The 19362-nt window shown below is 72.6% G+C and carries 18 protein-coding genes and 1 tRNA gene; 8 read left to right on the top strand and 11 right to left on the bottom strand.

Features of this window, described 5'->3' with window-relative positions; genetic code table 11:
- Positions 1 to 103: 103 nt before the first annotated feature.
- The 5 genes from pdxY (at position 104) to ACZYRU_RS23690 (ending at position 3625) form a co-directional block, all read left to right on the top strand.
- The gene (gene pdxY / locus ACZYRU_RS23710; RefSeq protein WP_488959567.1) at positions 104 to 976 is read left to right on the top strand and encodes a pyridoxal kinase PdxY; all 873 of its coding nucleotides are present in this window, start codon (positions 104 to 106) and stop codon (positions 974 to 976) included.
- A 35-nt stretch (positions 977 to 1011) separates the two neighbouring features.
- A tRNA-Thr gene (locus ACZYRU_RS23705) sits at positions 1012 to 1085 on the top strand.
- A gap of 480 nt (positions 1086 to 1565) precedes the next feature.
- Positions 1566 to 2678 carry an ATP-dependent DNA ligase gene (locus ACZYRU_RS23700; protein WP_488959566.1) on the top strand — a complete coding sequence of 371 codons (1113 nt, stop codon included), beginning with the start codon at positions 1566 to 1568 and terminating at the stop codon, positions 2676 to 2678.
- 50 nt (positions 2679 to 2728) lie between these two features.
- Positions 2729 to 3256, top strand: a complete 528-nt coding sequence (locus tag ACZYRU_RS23695) for a hypothetical protein (protein WP_488959565.1) — start codon at positions 2729 to 2731, stop codon at positions 3254 to 3256.
- Positions 3257 to 3364: 108 nt separating this feature from the next.
- Positions 3365 to 3625, top strand: coding sequence for a hypothetical protein (locus ACZYRU_RS23690; RefSeq protein WP_488959564.1), 261 nt, complete (start codon positions 3365 to 3367; stop codon positions 3623 to 3625).
- Here the strand turns inward: ACZYRU_RS23690 and ACZYRU_RS23685 are convergent.
- The 3 genes from ACZYRU_RS23685 to ACZYRU_RS23675 are packed head-to-tail and all read right to left on the bottom strand — an operon-like array spanning position 3622 to position 7462.
- A complete protein-coding gene (locus tag ACZYRU_RS23685) occupies positions 3622 to 4713 on the bottom strand; it encodes a DNA polymerase domain-containing protein (protein ID WP_488959563.1) in 1092 nt (363 codons plus the stop codon). The genes ACZYRU_RS23690 and ACZYRU_RS23685 overlap by 4 nt on opposite strands.
- An 18-nt stretch (positions 4714 to 4731) precedes the next feature.
- Positions 4732 to 5955, bottom strand: a complete 1224-nt coding sequence (aztD, locus tag ACZYRU_RS23680; protein ID WP_488959562.1) for a zinc metallochaperone AztD — start codon at positions 5953 to 5955, stop codon at positions 4732 to 4734.
- Positions 5956 to 5995: 40 nt separating this feature from the next.
- On the bottom strand, positions 5996 to 7462 hold the full coding sequence (locus ACZYRU_RS23675) for an MFS transporter (RefSeq protein ID WP_488959561.1): 1467 nt from the start codon (positions 7460 to 7462) through the stop codon (positions 5996 to 5998).
- 104 nt (positions 7463 to 7566) lie between these two features.
- Between ACZYRU_RS23675 and ACZYRU_RS23670 the strand changes: the two genes are divergently transcribed.
- A complete protein-coding gene (locus tag ACZYRU_RS23670) occupies positions 7567 to 8316 on the top strand; it encodes a TetR/AcrR family transcriptional regulator (protein ID WP_488959560.1) in 750 nt (249 codons plus the stop codon).
- Here ACZYRU_RS23670 and msrB read toward each other — a convergent pair.
- The 3 genes from msrB to ACZYRU_RS23655 are packed head-to-tail and all read right to left on the bottom strand — an operon-like array spanning position 8279 to position 9609.
- The gene (gene msrB, locus ACZYRU_RS23665) at positions 8279 to 8692 is read right to left on the bottom strand and encodes a peptide-methionine (R)-S-oxide reductase MsrB (protein WP_488959559.1); all 414 of its coding nucleotides are present in this window, start codon (positions 8690 to 8692) and stop codon (positions 8279 to 8281) included. The two genes, ACZYRU_RS23670 and msrB, sit on opposite strands and share 38 nt — an antisense overlap.
- 36 nt (positions 8693 to 8728) lie before the next feature.
- Positions 8729 to 9163 (bottom strand): rhodanese-like domain-containing protein, encoded by a 435-nt coding sequence (locus tag ACZYRU_RS23660; RefSeq protein ID WP_488959558.1) that lies wholly within the window; start codon positions 9161 to 9163, stop codon positions 8729 to 8731.
- Positions 9160 to 9609 carry a cysteine dioxygenase gene (locus ACZYRU_RS23655; protein WP_488959557.1) on the bottom strand — a complete coding sequence of 150 codons (450 nt, stop codon included), beginning with the start codon at positions 9607 to 9609 and terminating at the stop codon, positions 9160 to 9162. The genes ACZYRU_RS23660 and ACZYRU_RS23655 overlap by 4 nt, the downstream gene beginning before the upstream one ends.
- Before the next feature lie 187 nt (positions 9610 to 9796).
- Between ACZYRU_RS23655 and lysX the strand changes: the two genes are divergently transcribed.
- Positions 9797 to 13072, top strand: coding sequence for a bifunctional lysylphosphatidylglycerol synthetase/lysine--tRNA ligase LysX (gene lysX, locus ACZYRU_RS23650; protein WP_488959556.1), 3276 nt, complete (start codon positions 9797 to 9799; stop codon positions 13070 to 13072).
- Positions 13066 to 13767, top strand: a complete 702-nt coding sequence (locus ACZYRU_RS23645; RefSeq protein WP_488959555.1) for a DUF998 domain-containing protein — start codon at positions 13066 to 13068, stop codon at positions 13765 to 13767. The genes lysX and ACZYRU_RS23645 overlap by 7 nt, the downstream gene beginning before the upstream one ends.
- Here ACZYRU_RS23645 and hemQ read toward each other — a convergent pair.
- From hemQ to ACZYRU_RS23620, 5 genes are all read right to left on the bottom strand, one after another.
- Positions 13716 to 14441 (bottom strand): hydrogen peroxide-dependent heme synthase, encoded by a 726-nt coding sequence (gene hemQ / locus ACZYRU_RS23640; protein WP_488959554.1) that lies wholly within the window; start codon positions 14439 to 14441, stop codon positions 13716 to 13718. The two genes, ACZYRU_RS23645 and hemQ, sit on opposite strands and share 52 nt — an antisense overlap.
- Before the next feature lie 21 nt (positions 14442 to 14462).
- Complete coding sequence (locus ACZYRU_RS23635; protein ID WP_488959553.1) at positions 14463 to 15122, bottom strand: response regulator transcription factor; 660 nt, start codon at positions 15120 to 15122, stop codon at positions 14463 to 14465.
- Positions 15119 to 17182 (bottom strand): sensor histidine kinase, encoded by a 2064-nt coding sequence (locus ACZYRU_RS23630; protein ID WP_488959552.1) that lies wholly within the window; start codon positions 17180 to 17182, stop codon positions 15119 to 15121. Before ACZYRU_RS23630 ends, ACZYRU_RS23635 begins: the two co-directional genes overlap by 4 nt.
- Before the next feature lie 62 nt (positions 17183 to 17244).
- Positions 17245 to 17958 (bottom strand): hypothetical protein, encoded by a 714-nt coding sequence (locus tag ACZYRU_RS23625; protein WP_488959551.1) that lies wholly within the window; start codon positions 17956 to 17958, stop codon positions 17245 to 17247.
- A gap of 58 nt (positions 17959 to 18016) precedes the next feature.
- Positions 18017 to 19360, bottom strand: a complete 1344-nt coding sequence (locus ACZYRU_RS23620; protein WP_488959550.1) for a protoporphyrinogen/coproporphyrinogen oxidase — start codon at positions 19358 to 19360, stop codon at positions 18017 to 18019.
- Positions 19361 to 19362: the final 2 nt, after the last annotated feature.

Below are 19362 nucleotides of genomic sequence, written 5' to 3'. Positions count from 1 at the left end.
GTGACCGGGGTCATTCGGGGGCCCGGCCGGCTCACTGTAACGCGTTCTAGTTTCTTCACGAAAGTGTTTCGTGTTCTCGGCTTCCTCGGGGCCGACTGGGAGGATGGCGTCCGTGCGGATCCTGTCCATCCAGTCCTCGGTCGCGTACGGCCACGTCGGCAACTCCGCGGCGGTCTTCCCGCTGCAGCGCCTCGGCCACGAGGTGTGGCCGGTGTTCACGGTGCACTTCTCCAACCACACCGGGTACGGCGCCTGGCGCGGCCCGCTGCTCGCGCCCTCCGACGTGGCCGACGTGATCACGGGGATCGAGGACCGTGGCGTGCTCGCGTCGTGCGACGCGGTGCTGTCGGGCTACCAGGGCTCCCCCGCCGTGGCGGCCGTGATCGTCGAGGCGGTGCAGAAGGTGAAGGCGGCGAACCCTGCGGCGACGTACACCTGCGACCCGGTGATGGGCAACGCGAAGTCGGGCTGCTTCGTGAACCCGGAGATCCCGCCGATCATCCGGTCCTCCGTGGTCCCGGTCGCCGACATCCTCACCCCGAACCAGTTCGAGCTGGGCTTCATCACGGGGCACGACGGTCTGTCCGGCCCGTCGTCCCTCGACGACATCCTGGCGGCGGCCGACGAGGTGCGGTCGATGGGTCCCTCGACCGTGCTGGTCACCTCGGTCGAGCGCCTCGGCGCCCCCGACGACGTGATCGAGATGATCGCCGTCACCGGTGACGGCGCCTGGATCGTGCAGACCCCCCGCCTGCCCATGAAGGCCAACGGCTCCGGCGACATCACCGCCGCCCTCTTCACCGCCCACCTGCACACCACCGGCTCCGCCGCCGTCGCCCTGGGGCGGACCGTCGCGTCGGTGTACGACGTGCTCGCGGCGACGCTGGAGTCGGGCGAGCGGGAGCTGCGGTTGATCGCGGCGCAGGACGCGATCGCCGTACCGGACGAGCGGTTCGAGGTCACGCGGCTGCGCTGACTAGGATGGCGCCGTCGCTCGCCACGCGGGCGCATGCCGCCTTAGCTCAGTTGGCCAGAGCGTTCGCCTTGTAAGCGAAGGGCCGTCGGTTCGAATCCGACAGGCGGCTCCGTTCTGTCGGACCTGCTTCGTAACGTCCGCCCATGAAGAGCTGCCTCGGGTGCGGCGCACTGCTGACCAAGCCAAGCCAGAAGGTGTACTGCAGCATCGACTGCACGCAGTCGCACCGTCGCGTCGTCTTGACCGCTGAGTGGCTGCAGTCAGGAACCGCTGTCGCGGCCACTCGCCCCGACCACTACATCCGCCGCTATCTGCTCGACGCCCAGGACGGCTGCTGCGAGATCTGCGGCATCGTCGAGGAGTGGAACGACCAGCCCCTGGTCTTCGTGCTCGACCACATCGACGCGACGCGACGAACAACCACCGCGACAACCTGCGCATGGTCTGCCCCAACTGCGACTCCCAGCTGCCGACCTTCAAGAACCGCAACCGGGGCAAGGGCCGGCACTTCCGGCGGGAGCGGTACGCCAACGGCCAGTCGTACTGACGCCGAGCGATGAGTGTCGGACTCCTGACTAGTCTCACCACCGTGGACCTCCCCGTGATGCCGCCCGTCCTGCCCATGCTCGCGAAGGCCGTGTCCGGCGTACCGGATCCGGCGAAGTACGACGAGCGCGGCCTCAGCTTCGAGCCCAAGTGGGACGGGTTCCGGTGCATCGTGTTCCGCGACGGCGACGAGGTGGAGCTGGCGAGCCGCAACACCAAGCCGTTGACGCGCTACTTCCCCGAGCTGGTGGAGGCGATGAAGGCGGAGCTGCCGGAGCGGTGCGTGCTGGACGGAGAGATCTTCGTGTCGCAGATGAGCGAGGACGGGAAGGGGCGGCTGCAGTTCGAGGTGCTGCAGGAGCGGATCCACCCGGCGGCGTCGCGGATCAACCTGCTGGCCGAGCAGACGCCGGCGGACTTCGTGGCCTTCGACCTGCTGGCGCTGGGCGACGACGACTACCTGGAGCGGCCGTTCGCAGAGCGACGCGCGGCGCTCGAGGAGGCGCTGGCCCACCTCAGCGCCGACACCGGCCGCTGCCACCTCACCCGCACCAGCACGGACCCGAAGGTCGCCGAGGAGTGGTTCCACCAGTTCGAGGGGGCCGGGCTCGACGGGGTGGTGGCCAAGCCGCTGAGCGCGCCGTACGCCCCGAACGCCCGGACCATGCTGAAGATCAAGCACGAGCGCACGGCCGACGTGGTCCTCGCCGGCTACCGCGAGCACAAGACGAGCACGCCCGAGAGCCCGCTGATCGGCAGCCTCCTGCTGGGCCTGTACGACGGCGGCGAGCTCCAGCACATCGGCGTCAGCGCGAGCTTCACGGCCACGCGCCGGGCCGAGCTGTGGCACGAGCTGCAGCCGCTCGTCGTGCCGATCGAGGAGCACCCGTGGGGGCGCTGGCAGGAGTTCCTGGTCGCCAACCCCGGCCGACAGCCCGGTACGCAGAGCCGGTGGAGCCAGGGCAAGGACCTCTCCTTCACGCCGCTGCGCCCCGAGCGCGTCATCGAGGTGAAGTACGACGCCATGGAGGGTCGGCGCTTCCGGCACACCGCGCACTTCAAGCGGTGGCGCGAGGACCGCGACCCGGAGTCGTGCGGCTACGACCAGCTCGAGCAGCCGGTGCGCTACGACCTCGCGGACGTCCTCGGGGGCTGACACGGGCGACAGGGGCTGACGCGCGACCGGGAGCGCGGCAGGATGGTGTCATGAGCACCGCTCCCCGCGAGGAACCGTACGCCGTCGTCCTGCTCATCGAGCAGGCGCTCACCGCCGCCGACGCCACCCAGGTCCGCGGCCTGCACCAGGAGCTCGACGACGACCCGACGATCGAGGTGCAGTACCACGTGCTGCTGCCGATGGCGGACGCCGCGGCAGCCGTCGAGGCCTCGCTCGGGGTCATCGGTGGCGCCGACCTGATCGCCCCGCCCATCACACCGTCGCCGGACGAGATCGAGCGCCTGCGCGGGGAGTACCGCGACCAGGCCGAGCGCGACCTGGCCACCACCCGCGAGGCACTGGTCGCCGCCGGCGCGATCATCGGCTCGGTCACGATCGTCACCGAGCCGCCGGTCGACGCCCTCATCGCCAAGGTGAAGGAGGTCGACGGCCGGGAGTCGATCATCCTCACCCGGCCCCACCTGGTCGCCGAGTTCTTCCACGTCGACTGGACCTCGCGCGCCCGCCGCAAGCTCGGCGTACCCGTCCTCCACCTGCTGGAGCACGAGCAGGCCTGACTCGCAGCGGACATACCGCATGGTGAGGTTGCCGCGCCCGAGCCGACGGGACGATCCTGAAGAGGCATCGCGTCGTAACGCGCCCACCAGGGAGGTCGTTGTCCGGTCATGTCGGTCCTGCACACCCTCGACGTCCGCCTCCTGGCGGCACTTGCGGGCGCACACCTCGCGCCGGCCGACCGGGACCGCGCCCTCGACGTGTGCGACGGGGCGGTCGACGCGGTCCGCTCGCTGGCGATCGCGCACCCCGGCCGCACGGTGCGCGAGGTGGTCCTCCTGATGCTCGCCGAGGAGACCCCGCACCTCGACCGTCAGGTGCGCGGGGACCTCGCGCGGCTGTGCGAGGTGGAGGTCGTGCGGGGGCTCTAGCTGCCCTCGACCCGGTTGCCGTCCTCGTCCCAGTGCTCGGCGACCTTCTTGCTCGGCTGCACCCGCGGCGGCTCGCCCGGCATCTTCGGGTAGTCCGGCGGGAAGTTGAGCTCGCCCTCGCCGTCGGCGACCTGCTGGTCCCAGAGGTCGAGCAGCGGCTGGAGGGAGTACGACGTGTCGTCGATCCCCGCCCACGGGTCGCCGTCCGCCATCCGCTCGGGCACGGTGAACAGGTTGTGGTCCCGGGGATCGGTCGTCGCCGCGAGCTCCGACCAGGTCATCGGGGTCGACACCGGGGCGCCGGGCTTCGGCCGCAGGGAGTACGCCGAGGCGATCGTCCGGTCGCGGTTGTTCTGGTTGAAGTCGATGAAGATCCGCTCGCCGCGCTCCTCCTTCCACCACGCGGTGGTGACCTGGTCGTCGCGCTTGGCGAGCTCGCGGCCGAACGCGATCGCGGCGTGCCGCACGTCGGTGAACTCCCAGCGCGGCTCGATCCTCACGTAGACGTGGACACCCCGGTTGCCCGAGGTCTTCGGATAGCCCTGCAGGCCGAGCTCCTCGAGGAGCTCGCGCGCGACACCGGCGACGCGGACCGCGTCGCCGAAGGTCGTGCCGGGCTGGGGGTCGAAGTCGATGCGTAGCTCGTCGGGATGGTCGACGTCGGCTCGTCGTACCGGCCACGGGTGGAACGTGAGCGTGCCCATCTGCGCGCACCAGACGGGTACGGCGATCTCGGTCGGGCAGATCTCCTCGGCGGTGCGTCCGGACGGGAAGGTGATCCGCACCGGCTCGAGGAACTCGGGAGCCCCCTTGGGGACGCGCTTCTGGTAGAAGCCCTCGCCGTCGTCGCCGTACCCGGTGGAGAGCCGGAAGCCCTCGCGGTAGCCGTCGGGCCAGCGCTCCAGCGCGGTCGGCCGGTCGCGCAGCGCGCGCATCAGGCCGTCCTCGACCGCCACGAAGTACTCGGCGACCATGAGCTTGGTGACCTCGGGCGTGCGCTCGGTCGCCTCGTAGACGACCCGGTCCGGGCTCGACACCCGGACCTCGCGGTCGCCTGCCTGGACCATCGCCGCCGCGGTCTTCGCCATGGCGCGAGCCTACGGGGCTCAGCCGCTGACCCCGCGGAGCTCGACGGGCACCTGCGGCACGTCCAGGCTGTCGACGACTCGGCGGGCGTCGAGATCGACCACGTGGACCTCCTGCGTGGCAGGCTCGGTGACGTACGCCGTACCGCCGACCACCTCGAGCAGGGGCCGCGGCTCCTGCCACTCCTCCGGCTCGCGCCAGGCCGCGGTGACCGGGATCGAGGCGACCACCTGCGCGGCCGCGACGTCGATCACGTGCAGCTTGCCGTCGGTCCCGAGGACGAGGCCGTCGCCGTCGGGGGTGCGCCCGAGGGACCGGAAGCTGTAGCTGGCGGGGAGGTCGACCAGTCGCAGCGAGGCGCTGCGGGTGTCGATGACCGACACCCGGGTCGGCCGCTCGAGCTCGGCGTCGGGGTCGACCTTGTAGTCGCCGAGCACGTAGGGCGACGTGTCGTGCCCGGCCTGGTTGCCGATCCGCCCGTACGTGTCGGGGGCAGCGATCTTGGTGATCTCGCGTCCCTCGACGAGCAGCACGCCGTCCTCGCACCCGAACAGGGCGATGTCGCCGGCGAACGCCTCCCCGTGCACGCCCGGGCACTCGTCGGACGAGGCCAGCTCGTTGCCGGCTGCCGTGACCAGGCGGATCCCGGAGCGCGACTCCTCGTCGCCCACGGTCATCATCAGGTTGCCGTGCCCGTCCTGCACGGCGACGCCGTGGTGGGCGTGCGCAGCTCGGAAGGTCTCCACCTCCGGCGTGCCGTCCGCCAGGTCGGCGGGGTCGAAGGCCGTGATCGCACCGGTGCCGTCGTCGAAGACGGCGGTCCGGCCGTGGTGGGCCACGACATGCCCCGGCTCCTCGGCCTCGATCGTGAAGTCCGTCAGCCGCGGCGCGGTCGTCCACGAGTGGCCGTGGTCGCCGTGCTCGTCCGTCCACGCCCCCGTGTCGAGCGCCGTCAGACCGCCGGCGCCGGAGACGAGCACGTGCCGCCCGTCCCCCGCGGGGTTGAGCCGGAGGAAGCCGTCCTGCTCCTCGTCGAGCAGCACCTCCCCGGCCCCGGCATCGAGGACGAGCACCCCACCGTCGTACGTCATCGCGAGGCGGGGGCGCGGCCCGTCGACCTCCGTCGCCGCCCGCGCGCCGGCAGACGAGGACGAGGAGGACGTCGGGCGGGTGGACGGCTGGGCACCGCACGCGGAGAGGACGAGGGCACCGAGGACGACAGGGACACCGGATCGGATCAACATGAGAATGATTCTCATATGCAATGGGCTCGCGCGTCAAACCTCAGCGCTCGTCGGTCGACCGGGATCCCGTCAGGGTGCGCCCGCCGACGACGGTGATGACGGCGACCAGGCCGGCCAGGATCGCGAACCCGATCCGCTGGCTGCGCAGGAACTCCTCGACCACCGCAGCGCTCCAGCGACCGGTCGGCAGCGTGGTGCCCATGACAGCCGCGGTGACGGTGCCGATCACGGCGACGCCGAAGACGTTGCCGATCTCCTGGGCCGTGTCGTTGAGGGCCGAGCCGAGGCCGGTGTGGTCCTCGGGGAGTGCCTCGATCAGCGCGACCGCCGAGGTCGTCATCACCATCCGCATCGCCACGGCGAGCAGCACCATGCCGGCGGCGAAGACCGAGTAGCCGGCGCCGAGGGCGACGTACTCGACCGCGAGGGCCACCAGCAACGACGTGCTGCCGGCCAGCGCCGTGACCCGGTGGCCGAGGCGGGCGACGAGCGCGTCGGTCAGCGGACCGGAGACGAACATGCCGGCGACCATCGGCAGCGTGCCGAGCCCGGCCTGCAGCGGCGTCCAGCCCCAGGCGAACTGGAACAACTGGGTCGCGGCGAACATGACGCCGACCATCGCGACCATCACGCCGGTCTGCAGGACCGCACTGCCGCGCACGGTACGACGGCCGAGCAGGCCCAGGTCCAGCATCGGGTCGGCCGCGGCGCGCTCGCGCAGCGCGAAGCCGACGCCGGCCGCCAGCGCAGCGACCGCCGTGACGAGGGTCACCGGCGCGGTCCAGCCGGCGTCGACGCCGAGCGTGAAGGCGAACAGGGTCAGGCCGAGCATCGCGACCGAGAGCACGGCACCGGGCACGTCCGCGCCACCGGCACGACGCTCGGCCGGGTCGTCGACCGGGATCCCGCGGGCGACTCCCCAGAAGGCGATGGCAGCGACCGGGGCGTTGACGACGAGCAGTGCCTGCCACGGCAGGTGAGTGACCGCGAGGCCGCCGAGGACCGGGCCGACCATCACGCCCACCATCGCGACGCTGACGATCAGCCCGATCGCACGCCGGCGCAGCTCGTCGTCGTCGAAGAGCCGGAAGACCAGCGACATGGTGCCGGGTGCGATCAGGGCGGCGAACACGCCGCACAGCGCGCGCACGCCGATCAGCTGCCACGGCTCGGTCGCGAGCACGACGAGCGAGGAGGCCAGGCCGAAGCCGGCGATGCCGACGAGCAGCATCCGGCGGCGACCCAGCTTGTCGCCGAGCGTGCCGCCGACCATCAGCAGGCCGCCGAAGGTGAGTGAGTACGCGCCGACGATCCACTGCAGGCCGGTCGGGCCGACGGCGAGGTCGCGGCCGATGGTCGGCAGGGCGACGGACAGCACGGAGTTGTCGACCATCTCCACGAGCATGGTCAGGCACAGGGCGAGGATCGCCGGCGCGGCGGCACGGAGCGTGGTGGGCTTCGCGACCCGCGTGGGCGTGGGCGTCGATGACGTGACGGTGGCGGTCATGACGGCCTCCTTTCGGGACGAGGTTTCTCGAACAATGTTCGATTCGAACACTGTTCGAGAATAGAACGTTGTTCGAGAATGTCAATCCGCCCTAGGCTGAGGGCATGCCAGGACGCCCCCGGACGACCCGTCGCGCGACCCACTCGCTCGACCAGATCGTCGACACCGCGATCGCGATGCTCGACCGCGACGGCACCGGAGGGCTCACCCTGCGCGGCCTGGCCGCGGAGCTGGGCGGCGGCCTGGGCAGCATCTACTGGTACGTCGCCGGCAAGGCCGAGCTGCTCGACCTGGCCTGCGACACCCTCATCGGGCGCGCACTGGCCGCGGACGACGTACCCACTCCGCCGATGGAGGTCGAGCTCGACACCGACGACCCCGTGGTGCTCGATGCGGCGGCGACGGTGCGCCGGATCTCGCTGGCGCTGTTCGCGCAGATGGACGAGCACCCGTGGCTCGCCGCGCAGTCACGGCTCGGCGGCGCGGACCGGCCCAACGGGCTGCGGGTCTGGGAGCAGGTCGGCCGGGCGCTGGCGACGATGGGCCTCTCGCCACGCCAGCAGTTCCACGGCAGCACCGCGATCACGGGCTACGTCGTGGGCGTCGCCGCCGAGATGTCGGCGCAGGACGACGCGGCCGACCTGACGCTGTCGAAGGAGGAGCAGCTCGACCGGATGGTCGAGCGCTGGCAGGGCGAGGACTACGACGAGCTCCCGTGGATCCGCTCCATGGCGGACCAGTTCCGCCGGCACGACGACCTCGCCCAGTTCGCCGCCGGCCTGGACCTGCTGGTCCTCGGCCTGGTCCGCCAGGCGGTCAGCCCTGGCCGGCCTGGTCGGCCGGCTCGAGGCTGAGGCTGATCGAGTTGATGCAGTACCGGTCGCCCGTGGGCGTGCCGTAGCCGTCGGGGAAGACGTGGCCGAGGTGCGAGCCGCAGTTGGCGCAGCGCACCTCGACCCGCTTCATGCCGTGGGCGTTGTCCTCGATGTACTCGATGGTGTCGCTGATCGGCTGGTAGAAGCTCGGCCAGCCGCATCCGGAGTGGAACTTGGTGTCGGACTCGAACAGCTTGGCCTGGCAGGCCTTGCAGCGGTAGACGCCGGTGGTCTCGGTGTCGGTGTACTCACCGGTGAAGGCCCGCTCGGTGCCGGCCTTCCGGAGCACCTGGTACTCCTCGGGAGTGAGCTCGGCGCGCCACTCCTCGTCCGTCTTCTCGACCTCGTATGCCATGTCCTTCAGCGTACTCAGCAGTCCTCGGGACCGTGGTCAGGCAGCGAGCCCCGAGACCGGCATCCCGGCCTCGCGCCAGGCCGCGAACCCACCGATCACGTCGGTCGCCCGCTCGACGCCGATGCTGCGCAGCGCGTCGGCGGCCAGCGAGGAGGTGTAGCCCTCCTGGCACAGCACGATCACCCGGCGGTCGTACGACGCCTCGGGCAGCCGTGCGTCGCTGCGCGGGTCGAAGCGCCACTCGAGCACGTTGCGCTCGACGACGAGGGCGGGCAGCCAGCGGGCGACCTCGCCCTCGCGGGCGCGCTGGGCGGCGGGCCGGATGTCGACGAGCAGGGCACCGAGGGCGACCAGCTCCTGGAAGGCGGCCCGGGCGCTGATCCGGTCGAGCCGCGAGCGGGCGTCGGCGAGGAGGGCGTCGACGCCGTCGTACCGGACGGGCGCGGGGGCGGGCACGGTCAGGGCGCTCACCACTCCTCCCCCGCGCGCTCGACGCCGAGCACCTCGAGGCGGTCGCCGTGGAACTTGAACCGGGTCATGGTGTGCAGCCGCGGGGAGTACGCGTGCAGCGAGAGGGCCGGCCGATCCGTCGCATTGCGTACGTCGTGCGCGTAGCCCGCACCGAACGCCTTGCCGTCGCCGGGCCCCAGGTCGATCAGCTGGAGCCCGCCGTCGAAGGTGTGCTCGGTGAGCTGCCCCTCGAGGACGGTGAAGGCGCCGGACGAGGAGCCGTGGTCGTGCCAGTCGGTGGCAGCGCCGGCGGGCCACGAGATCAGCCACAGCTCGTAGTCCTCGGTGGCGAGCAGGCGGATCCACGAGCGCTCGTACGGGTCGTGGTCGAGCAGGTGGAGCAGGTCGGCGTCGGTCGCGTGGTTGCGCACGACCTCGAGCAGGGGCAGGACGGCGAGCTGGGTCATCGGGGTTCCTCCGGGGGTTGTGGGTGCTGGATCGGCGGGGCGGATCAACGGCAGCGACAACACAGCCCGGACGCCCGGAGGGAGCCATGCAGGACTGGGAGGGAGGTGGTCATGACTCAATAGTGCACTAAGTCAATAGACTTTTCAAAGAACAACTCGCCGGGGCCCGGAGTCGTAGGGTTCCGGGGTGTCCCGACCACCGGCCGCAGCCGCTCCCGCCTGGCTGACCGGCTTCCGCGATCTCCTGGTCCGCAAGGTCCCGTCGACGAGCGCGACCCTGGTCGCCGTCTGGGCCGGCGTGTGTGCGGTCGCCGGCCTGGTCCCCTCGCTGCGCCACGGGTTGCGCGAGCCGTTGACCGTCGTCAGCGAGAACGTCCTGCTGATCCTGCCCAACCTTGCCTACGCCACCTTCCTGGCGCTGCTCGCCGCGGCACTGAGCACCGGCAAGCGCGCCGGCTGGCGGATCCTGGTCGGGGTCCTGGTCATCAACCTGGCCGACGCCCTGGGCGAGTTCACCGCCCGCCCCCGCAGCAACGTCGCGGTCGCGGTCGCCACCCTGCTGCTCGTCGTGGTGCTGCTGGCCCGCAACGGCTTCAACACCCGGGTCCGGTCGCGGTCGGTCCTCAAGGCGGTCGCCGTCCTGGTGCCGTGCCTGTTGCTGAGCATCGGCCTCGGCTTCCTCCTGCTCCAGCTCTTCCACGGCACCCTGGCTGCCGACCAGCGGCTGCTGTGGTCGCTCAACCGGGCCACGGGTGGCGTGATCGGCCCGCGGGCGTTCGACGGCCGGCCGGACGACTGGGTCAGCGACCTGATCGGGTTCCTCGGCGGCGTGTCCCTGCTCGGCGCGTTCGCCGTCGTGTTCCAGTCCCAGGCGCTGCGTGCGACGTTGACGGCCCCGGAGGAGCAGGCGGTGCGCGCCCTGCTCGACGAGTACGGCCGCCACGACTCGCTCGGCTACTTCGCGACCCGCCGCGACAAGGCCGCCGTCTTCTCCGAGGACGGCCGTGCGGTCGTGCTGCACCGGGTCGAGGTCGGCGTCTGCCTGGCCAGCGGTGACCCGATCGGCGAGATGGGGTCGTGGCCCGACGCCATCGCCCGCTGGCAGCAGCTCGCGCGCGACCACGGCTGGACCCCCGCGGTGCTCGGGGCCAGCGAGCGCGCGGCCCATCACTACGAGCGGGCGGGCCTGACCGCCCTGCAGCTCGGCGACGAGGCGATCATCGAGGTCGCCGACTTCAACCAGCGCCGGCCGCGGCTGCCCGCCATCCAGCGCGCCGTACGACGGGCCCGGCGCCACGGCCTGACCGTCCGGATCCGCCGCCACCACCAGGTGCCGCCCGAGGAGATGGAGCAGGTACGCCGGCTCGCCGACGCGTGGCGCGGCGACGAGCCCGAGCGCGGCTTCTCGATGGCGCTGGGCCGTCTGGGCGACCCTGCCGACGGCGACTGCCTGCTCGCAGAGGCGCTCGCACCCGACGGCTCGGTGCTGGCGCTGCTGTCGTTCGTGCCGTGGGGCACGTCCGGCATCTCGCTCGACCTGATGCGGCGCGACCCGGACGGCCCCAACGGCGTGATCGAGTTCCTGGTGAGCACGATCGCCGAGCACGGCTCCGAGCACCGGATCGCCCGGATCTCGCTGAACTTCGCGGTCCTGCGCTCCGTCTTCGAGGAGGGCGGCCGGATCGGTGCGGGTCCGCTGCTCCGCGGCTGGCGGCGGGTGCTGCTCGTGCTGTCCCGGTGGTGGCAGCTCGAGGCCCTCTACCGGTCGAACGTGAAGTACGAGCCCGCGTGGTTCCCCCGGTTCCTCTGCTACGACGACGCGCGGATGATCCCGCGGGTCGGCGTCGCTGCCGGCATCGCCGAGGGCTTCATCGACATCCCGGAACGGATCCGGACCCGGCGGCCGCTGGAGCCCGAGCACCTCGCCCCCGAGCGGGCCGAGGCGATCGTGGCGGCCGTCGAGGCCCACCAGGAGCTGCGTGCCCGCGGCCGGCGCCGTCCCGAGCAGGTGCGGATCCGGATGGACCGAATGTCGGCGATGGCCGAGGCCGGCCGCTCCCCCTATCCAGCCGCGGGCGAGCGGCCCACCTCGACCGCGGCCGCGCTCGCGGCCGAGGACGGTTCCGCGGTGACCGTGGCCGGCCGGCTGGTCGCGATCCGCGACCACGGCGGGGTCGTGTTCGTCGAGCTGCGTGACTGGCACGGCTGTGTGCAGTGCGTCCTGCAGGCCGACGACCTCGCACCGGCCCTCGAGGTGTTCGTCGGCGACTGCGACCTCGGCGACCTCGTCGAGCTGAACGGCACGGTCGGCACCAGCCGCAGCGGCGAGCGGTCGGTGCTCGCCACGTCGTGGCGGATGCTCGCGAAGTGCCTCCACCCGCTGCCCGGCCACGTGAACGGCCCGATGGCACCGGAGTTCCGCGTCCGTCAACGCCACCTGGACCTCGCCATGAACGACGGTGCGCGTGAGCACCTGCGCCGCCGGGCACAGGTGCTCCGCGGGATCCGCGAGACCCTCCACGGGCAGGACTACCTCGAGGTCGAGACGCCGGTGCTCCACACCGTCCACGGCGGCGCCAACGCCCGCCCGTTCGCGACCTACAGCAACGCCTACGACCTCCCCCTGTCGCTGCGGATCGCGCCCGAGCTCTACCTCAAGCGGCTGTGCGTCGGTGGCGCGGAGCGGGTCTACGAGATGGGCCGCGTGTTCCGCAACGAGGGCGCCGACCGCACCCACAACCCCGAGTTCACCGCACTCGAGGCGTACGACGCGCACGGCGACTACACGACGATGCGGCACCTGTGCCAGGAGCTGGTCACCGCCGCCGCCATCGCGGTGCACGGCCGCCCGGTACTGGTGCATCGCGACGCCGACGGCCAGGAGCAGGAGCTCCCCATCGACGGCACCTGGACCGTGCGGACGGTGCACGACGCGGTGTCGGCGGCACTCGGTGTACCCGTCGACTGGGCGACGCCCGTCGAGGACCTCCGCGAGCTGGCCGCGAGCCACGGCGTCGCGGGTGCCGAGCTGAGCGCCGACCAGGTCGTGCTCGAGCTCTACGAGGCGCTCGTCGAGCCGACGACCGTGGCGCCGACCTTCTACACCGACTTCCCGACCTCGGTCTGCCCGCTGACCCGCTCGCGCGACGACAACCCCGCGCTCGCGGAGCGCTGGGACCTGGTCGTGCTCGGGATGGAGCTCGCGACGGCGTACAGCGAGCTGACCGACCCGGTCGAGCAGCGCCGGCGCCTCGAGCAGCAGTCCCTGCTCGCGGCCGGCGGCAACCCCGAGGCGATGGTCACCGACGAGCTGTTCCTCCAGTCCCTGGAGGTCGGCATGCCTCCCACGGGCGGCCTCGGCATGGGCATCGACCGGCTGCTGATGCTGTTGTCGGGCGACCCGATCCGCTCGACCGTGACCTTCCCGCTGGTCCGCCCCGACGCCGAGGAGACCGCGTGGTGACCACCCGCCTGCGCGGGCTTGCGATCGCGCTGCTCGTGGTCGGCGGACTCGGGTACGCCGACTGGGTGCTCCAGCTCGTGCTCCCGGTCGACGCCGACCTGCGCACCAGCTTCATCAGCGAGCTGTCCGCGATCGGCCAGCCCTACCACCACGTGTTCCGGATCGCCGACGTCGTCGCCGGTGTCGCGCTCGGAGCGGGAGCGGCGCTGTCGTGGGTCCTGACCCGGCGCTGCGCCGCGGTCTGGGCGCCGCTGGTCCTGCTCTCGGTGTGCGCGGTCTTCGAGGCGGCGGTGCCGCTGTCGACGTCGTACACCTTCGGGGCGACGCTCCCCGACCCCGGCACCGGGGCGTGGTGGGCCAAGGTGAGCGAGCCGCACGGCGTCTCCAGCTTCCTGGAGACGCTCGCCTTCCTGGTCGTGCTGCTCACCTGCAGCCTCGCGCTGCGCCGCAGGGGTGCGGACCGGCGCCGGCTGGTCCTGCTGGCCGTGGGGGTCGGCGCCGCGCTGTGCGGCGCGATCGACGCCGTCCTCACCGCGACCCTGCTGCTCAACGGCAGCTCCGACTACCTCGGCCTGGTCCAGCGGCTCGGCGTGACCCTCACCGCCGTATGGCTGGCCGCGGCGCCGACCTGGCTGCTGGTGACTCAGGGCAGCCGGGTCAGCAGCTCGGCGACCTCGACGCGCCTGCCGGTGTAGAACGGCACCTCCTCGCGCACGTGGCGGCGGGTCTCCGAGCCACGCAGGTGACGCATCAGGTCGACGATCCGGGTGAGGTCGTCGGCCTCGAAGGCGAGGATCCACTCGTAGTCGCCGAGCGCGAAGCTCGGGACCGTGTTGGCGCGCACGTCGGGGTAGCCGCGAGCCATCTGGCCGTGCTCGGCGAGCAGGCGGCGGCGCTCGGCGTCCTCGAGGAGGTACCACTCGTAGGAGCGGACGAAGGGGTAGACGGCGGCGTAGGCGTGCGCACGCTCGTCGGCGAGGAACGCCGGCAGGTGGCTGCGGTTGAACTCCGCGGGGCGGTGCAGCGCCATCTGCGACCAGACCGGCGCGAGCCGCGAGCCGAAGGCCGTGCGGCGCAGCCGGTGGTAGGCGTTCTGGAGCTGGTCGCTGTCGGCGGCGTGCCACCAGATCATCAGGTCGGCGTCGGCGCGCAGTCCCGCGACGTCGTACAGGCCACGGACGACGACGTCCTCGGCGGCCAGGTCGGCGAGGAAGGCCTCCAGCTCGGCGGTCTCGTTCTTGCGGACGACGTCGTCGGCACCGAGCGTCTGCTCGAGCCGGAACACCGACCACATGGTGAAGCGGACGGTGTCGTTGAGCTCGTTGATCTTCGCCGCGTTGCTCTGGATGTGCGCCTGGGGGTCCGACATGCCTCCCATTGTGCCGACCCCTCAGCCGCGGCCGTAGCCCGCCTCCCGCGCCTTGACGATGGCGTCGGCGCGACCGGTGGCGTGCAGCTTGGCGTAGATGGCCGAGACCGTGTTGCGCACGGTCTTGTTGGAGACGTACAGGGCGGCCGCGATCTCGTCGTTGGACCGGCCCGCGGCGATCCGCTGGAGCACGTCCCGCTCGCGCTCGCTGAGCTCGGGGAACGGGTCGTCGTCGGCCCGCTGGGCCGGGAGGGCGCCGGCGAAGAAGCCGGCGACCTTGGCCGCGAGGCTGGCACCGAACACCATGCCTCCGGCGGCGGCCGAGCGGATCGCGTGCTGCACCTCGTCGGCGCCGGCCCCCTTGAGCAGGTAGCCGCAGGCACCGGCCCGGATCGCGCTGAGCACCGTGTCGTCGTCCTCGTTCATGGTCAGCATGACCACGCGCAGGTCGGGGTTGCGGCCGGTGAGGAAACGGGTCGCCTCGATGCCGTCGAGGTGCGGCATCTGGATGTCCATGACCACCAGGTCGGGCGCGGTGTCCTCGACGACGTGCAGCGCCTCGCGGCCGTCGGACGCGGAGCCGACGACCTCGATGCCGTCGAGCGCGCCGAGCAACGAGGTGAGTCCGTCGCGGACGATCTGGTGGTCGTCGACCACGACAACCCGGATCGGGCTGGTCATGCGGGGCTCCTGAGGGGCAGTCGGGCCCGGACGACGGTGCCGCCGCCGGGAGGGCTGGAGATGGTGGTGGTGCCGCCGAGCTCGGCGGCCCGCTCGCGCAGGCTGGCGAGCCCGACGCCGGCGGCCCGGTCGGCGGGGATGCCACGGCCGTCGTCGGCGACCTCGAGCACGAGGGTGTCGTCGGCGGTCTCGACCAGCAGCCGGACGCCGTTCGCGTCGGCGTGCCGGGCGACGTTGGTGAGCGCCTCCCCCGCGATCCGGTACGCCGCGACCTCGACCGCCGCCGGGAGCCGGAGGTCGTCGGGGGCCGTCACGTCGAGGGGTACGGCGAGGTGCTCGGCCTGCTGCCGCAGGGCACCGACCAGGCCGCGGTCGTCGAGGGCCGGCGGGCGCAGGTCGTGCACGAGGCGTCGTACGTCGGCGACGACCTCCTGCACCTGGGAGCTGATCGTCTCGAGCTGACCGCGGGCCCGGGCCGGGTCGCGGTCGACGGTCATCCGGGCCGCCTCGAGCTGGAAGACGATGCCGCTCAGGGCGGGGCCGAAGCCGTCGTGCAGGTCGCGCCGGATCCGGCGCCGCTCCTCCTCGCGGGCGGTGACCAGGCGCTCACGGCTGCGCTGGACCTCCTCGGCGAGCTGGCTGGTGCGGGCGGCGGTGGCGGCCTGGCGGACCAGGTCGCCGAGCAGCTCCTCGTCGCGGACGGTGAGCCGGCTGCGCAGGCCCTTGGCCGGGAGGACCAGTCGTCCGATCGTGGTGTCGCGCCAGGTGATCGGCAGCGTGCGGACCTCGGCCGGCCGGTCGCCGAAGGTCGTCACGAGCCGCTCGCCGTGGCCGCGGTCGACCTCGACGCTGACGAACGGGACGGCGAACGCGGAGGCCACGGCGCGGGCGACGGCGGCGAGCTGCTCGACGGTGTCGTCGGTGTTCTCCAGCGTCGAGGCGAGACCGGCCACGGCGTCGTACCGGTTGCCGCGCTCGCCGAGCATCACCCGCCGGATGCCGGCGGAGAGCCGTTGGCGCAGGGGGCCGTAGAGGACGACGGAGACGACGAGCACGACCGCGACGACCTGGGCCTGGGTCAGCGCGTCGTCGAGGACCAGGGTGAACATGCCGAGCACGGCCGCGTCGGCGGCGACCAGCACGACGAGGATCGCGGCGAGCACGACGGTGCGGCTGAGCAGGTCCTGGATCGGGACCAGGGTGGGCCGCACGATGGCGACGGTCATCGCAGCGGGAGGTACGACGGCGGCGGAGACCGCGCCGAGGAAGCTGCCCCCGGGGACCTCGACCGCGAGGGTCACCACGACGACGGCCGCGATGACCACGACGCTCCACAGCAGCCAGCGCATCCGGTCGCGCTCGAGGCTCTGGGAGCGCCGGTAGCGGACCACGACGGTGAGCAGGGAGAAGACGAACCCGGCCCCGCCGAGCAGGAGACCGAGCGAGGAGACCAGCGGCTCGTGACCGGTCAGGAAGCCCAGCGTGGTCGGGTCGGCGTCGACGCCGGGCGGCAGGTCGGCGAGGGCGTGGTCGCCCTCGGCGGGCACGACGATGAAGGCCACGCCGCTCAGCGCCATCGCGGCGACAGCAGCCCACGACGCCGGCGTCCAGCGGCCCGGGAGGAACCGGCCGGTCGGGAAGACGAGCAGCATCACCGCGGTCACCGAGGTGAGGTAGGAGGTGAACCGGAGCAGGAACCACAGCGCGAAGGTCATCCCCGGCCAGGCCGAGGTCGCGCCGAGGCCGGCCTGGACGTAGCTCTGCGAGAGTCCGTCGAGCGCCCAGAACAGCCCGGAGAAGGCCAGCAGCCAGCCGAACTTCTGCCGCCGGTCGTGGAGCAGGACGATGCCGGCGAGCACGCCGAGCGCCGCACCGAGGCTCTGCCACGGCCAGCCCGGACCGCCGGCGATCTCGGGCCCCGGTCCGGTCTCGGGAGCCCCCATGTCGAGCCAGGCACCGAGCGGGACCAGGGCGACGCAGAGGGCGGGTACGACGAGGACCGCGACGGCCCTCAGGCCGCGCGGGCGGGTGTCGGCCTGCAGCGGCACCGGCACGGTCACCGGCACATTCTGCAGCCGGTCCGCACCCCCACGGTGCGGACCGGCTGAATTGGTAGGTGGGTTCACGAGCGGCCGCGGAACGCCTTGTCCCCGGCGAGGAAGCCGAGCGCGATCACGATCAGGCCGATCGGGCCGGTCATGCCGGCCATGTACTGCAGCGGCGAGATGCCCAGGAGCAGGGTCAGCCCGCCGCCGACGAGGCCCACGAGACCGATCCACTTCGGGACGCCGCCGTGCCGGGCCGCACCGAACAAGGTGATGCCGGACAGGCCGAGCAGGCCCCAGCACCACGGGATGGTGCCGATCCAGTGGTTGTACATCGCGGCGTTCGCCGGGACGAGGAGGTCGTTGTCGCCGGCGGAGAAGATGAACTCGGTGTCGAGGCCGCCGCCGACGATCAGCATGATCGCGGTGATCAGCACGCCCGAGAAGGCGACGAGCGGGAGCGCGCTGTCGGCGGGGGTGCTCGCCTTGAGCCGGCGGTACAGGCCCGCGCCGAACGGGACGAGCAGCACCGCGGCGATCATCGCGCTCAGGTGGAAGGCGAGCATCTGCGGCACCATGTCGCCGAGGGCCGTGGAGATGGCGTCGGCGTCACCGGCGTACTTGTCGTCGTAGACGGCGCTGACCATCGAGGACGAGACGACCACACCGACGCCGGCGAGGCCGGCGCCGAGGCCGGCCAGCGCCCAGCGGGTCGGCGGGTAGACGACCGGCTCGTCGTGCGGCGTGGTGCGGTCGAGAGCGGTTGCGGGGATGTGGGTCTGAGCTGTCATGGCAGGACCATCCCGGGCCCGGTGTCCCGCGGGACAGGGACAACGGGGCAAGGTTCGCTCAGGCGAGCAGGTCGGCGACCGTGCGCTGGGCGGAGCCGATGGTGGCGGGGATCCCGACGCCGTCGTACGCCGCCCCGCACAGCGCGAGGCCCGGCACCTGGGCGACGGCGGCACGGATGCGGGCGACCCGGTCGGCGTGGCCGACCCAGTACTGCGGCAGCCCGCCGCCCCAGCGCTGGACGACCGCGTCGACCGGGGCCGCGGTCAGGCCGGTGGCCAGCTCGAGGTCGGCGAGCGAGGCGCTGACCAGCCCCTCGTCGGGGACCTGGAGGGTGCCCTCCTCGCCGAACCGGCCCAGCGAGGTCCGCAGGACCAGCAGGCCCTTCCCCGCGTCGCGCACCCAGTCCCACTTGGCGAAGGAGAAGGTCGACGCCTTCACCCGACGACCGTCGACGGGCGGGACCAGGAAGCCGGAGGCGCCGGTGTCGAGCGCCTCGACGACGCCCGGGGCGTCGCTGCGGAAGGCGAAGGTGACCAGGGCGACGGACGCGTAGGCGATCTCTGCCAGCTCGTGCGCTGCCCCGGGGGCGAGGTCGGCCAGCAGCCGCGCGCTCGGCGCGGCGGGCGTGGCGAGGACGAGCTGGTCGGCTGGCTCGTCGCCGGTGGGGGTGGTGACCATGAAGCCGGTGGGGGTACGGCGGACCGCGGTCACCGGGGCGTCGTACCGGACCTCGGAGGCGCCCCGGTCGCGGAGGTCGGTCTCGAGCGCGGCGGGCAGGCGCCACATGCCGCCGTCGACGGCGGCGAACACCGGCGGGCTGCCGGCGGGCGGTGGGGGGACGGAGACCTCGTCGCGGGTGAGGAGGTCGAGGAGCTGCGGCGCGGCGGAGCGGGCGGAGATGCGGCGGGCCTGGCCGGCGTACACGCCGCCGAGGAGGGGCTCGACGAGCCGGTCGACCACCTCGTCGCCGTACCGCTGGCCGACGAGGTCGCCGACGGACAGGTCGCCGTCGGGGTGCGGGACGGCCTGGTGGCGGGCGCGGTCGAGGCCGTCGGCCGACAGGATGCCCGAGGCGGCGAGGTCGTCGAGGTCGAGCGGGGCGCCCATGACGGTGCGGGGCAGGCGGCGCAGCGCGTCGCGGGTCCAGACCCGCGAGGTGGCCGTCGTGGGGTGGGTGATCGGCAGGCCGAGGGCGGTCGCGAGCGCGGTGCCCTCGGGACGCCGGTGGAGCATCGCCTCGGCACCGACGTCGACCGTCACGCCGGCGACCACGCCGGCCCGCAGCTTGCCGCCGGGACGGTCGGTCGCCTCGAGTACGAGGACGTCGCTGCCCGCCTCGGCGAGAGCGCGGGCCGCCGTCAGCCCGGCGATCCCCGCTCCCACCACGACCGCTCGGCTCATGT

This window comes from Nocardioides sp. F233, from assembly GCF_057813895.1.
This window is presented reverse-complemented; position numbering and strand designations above follow the sequence as displayed.

Excerpts from the sequence above, each read along its gene's own strand:
- ACZYRU_RS23625 (WP_488959551.1), bottom strand. The coding sequence starts at position 17,958 with ATGACAGCTCAGACCCACATCCCCGCAACCGCTCTCGACCGCACCACG.
- ACZYRU_RS23635 (WP_488959553.1), bottom strand. The coding sequence starts at position 15,122 with ATGACCAGCCCGATCCGGGTTGTCGTGGTCGACGACCACCAGATCGTC.
- aztD (WP_488959562.1), bottom strand. The coding sequence starts at position 5,955 with ATGTTGATCCGATCCGGTGTCCCTGTCGTCCTCGGTGCCCTCGTCCTC.
- hemQ (WP_488959554.1), bottom strand. The coding sequence starts at position 14,441 with ATGTCGGACCCCCAGGCGCACATCCAGAGCAACGCGGCGAAGATCAAC.
- ACZYRU_RS23620 (WP_488959550.1), bottom strand. The coding sequence starts at position 19,360 with ATGAGCCGAGCGGTCGTGGTGGGAGCGGGGATCGCCGGGCTGACGGCG.
- ACZYRU_RS23695 (WP_488959565.1), top strand. The coding sequence starts at position 2,729 with ATGAGCACCGCTCCCCGCGAGGAACCGTACGCCGTCGTCCTGCTCATC.
- ACZYRU_RS23690 (WP_488959564.1), top strand. The coding sequence starts at position 3,365 with ATGTCGGTCCTGCACACCCTCGACGTCCGCCTCCTGGCGGCACTTGCG.
- pdxY (WP_488959567.1), top strand. The coding sequence starts at position 104 with ATGGCGTCCGTGCGGATCCTGTCCATCCAGTCCTCGGTCGCGTACGGC.
- ACZYRU_RS23675 (WP_488959561.1), bottom strand. The coding sequence starts at position 7,462 with ATGACCGCCACCGTCACGTCATCGACGCCCACGCCCACGCGGGTCGCG.
- msrB (WP_488959559.1), bottom strand. The coding sequence starts at position 8,692 with ATGGCATACGAGGTCGAGAAGACGGACGAGGAGTGGCGCGCCGAGCTC.
- ACZYRU_RS23655 (WP_488959557.1), bottom strand. The coding sequence starts at position 9,609 with ATGACCCAGCTCGCCGTCCTGCCCCTGCTCGAGGTCGTGCGCAACCAC.
- ACZYRU_RS23670 (WP_488959560.1), top strand. The coding sequence starts at position 7,567 with ATGCCAGGACGCCCCCGGACGACCCGTCGCGCGACCCACTCGCTCGAC.
- ACZYRU_RS23685 (WP_488959563.1), bottom strand. The coding sequence starts at position 4,713 with ATGGCGAAGACCGCGGCGGCGATGGTCCAGGCAGGCGACCGCGAGGTC.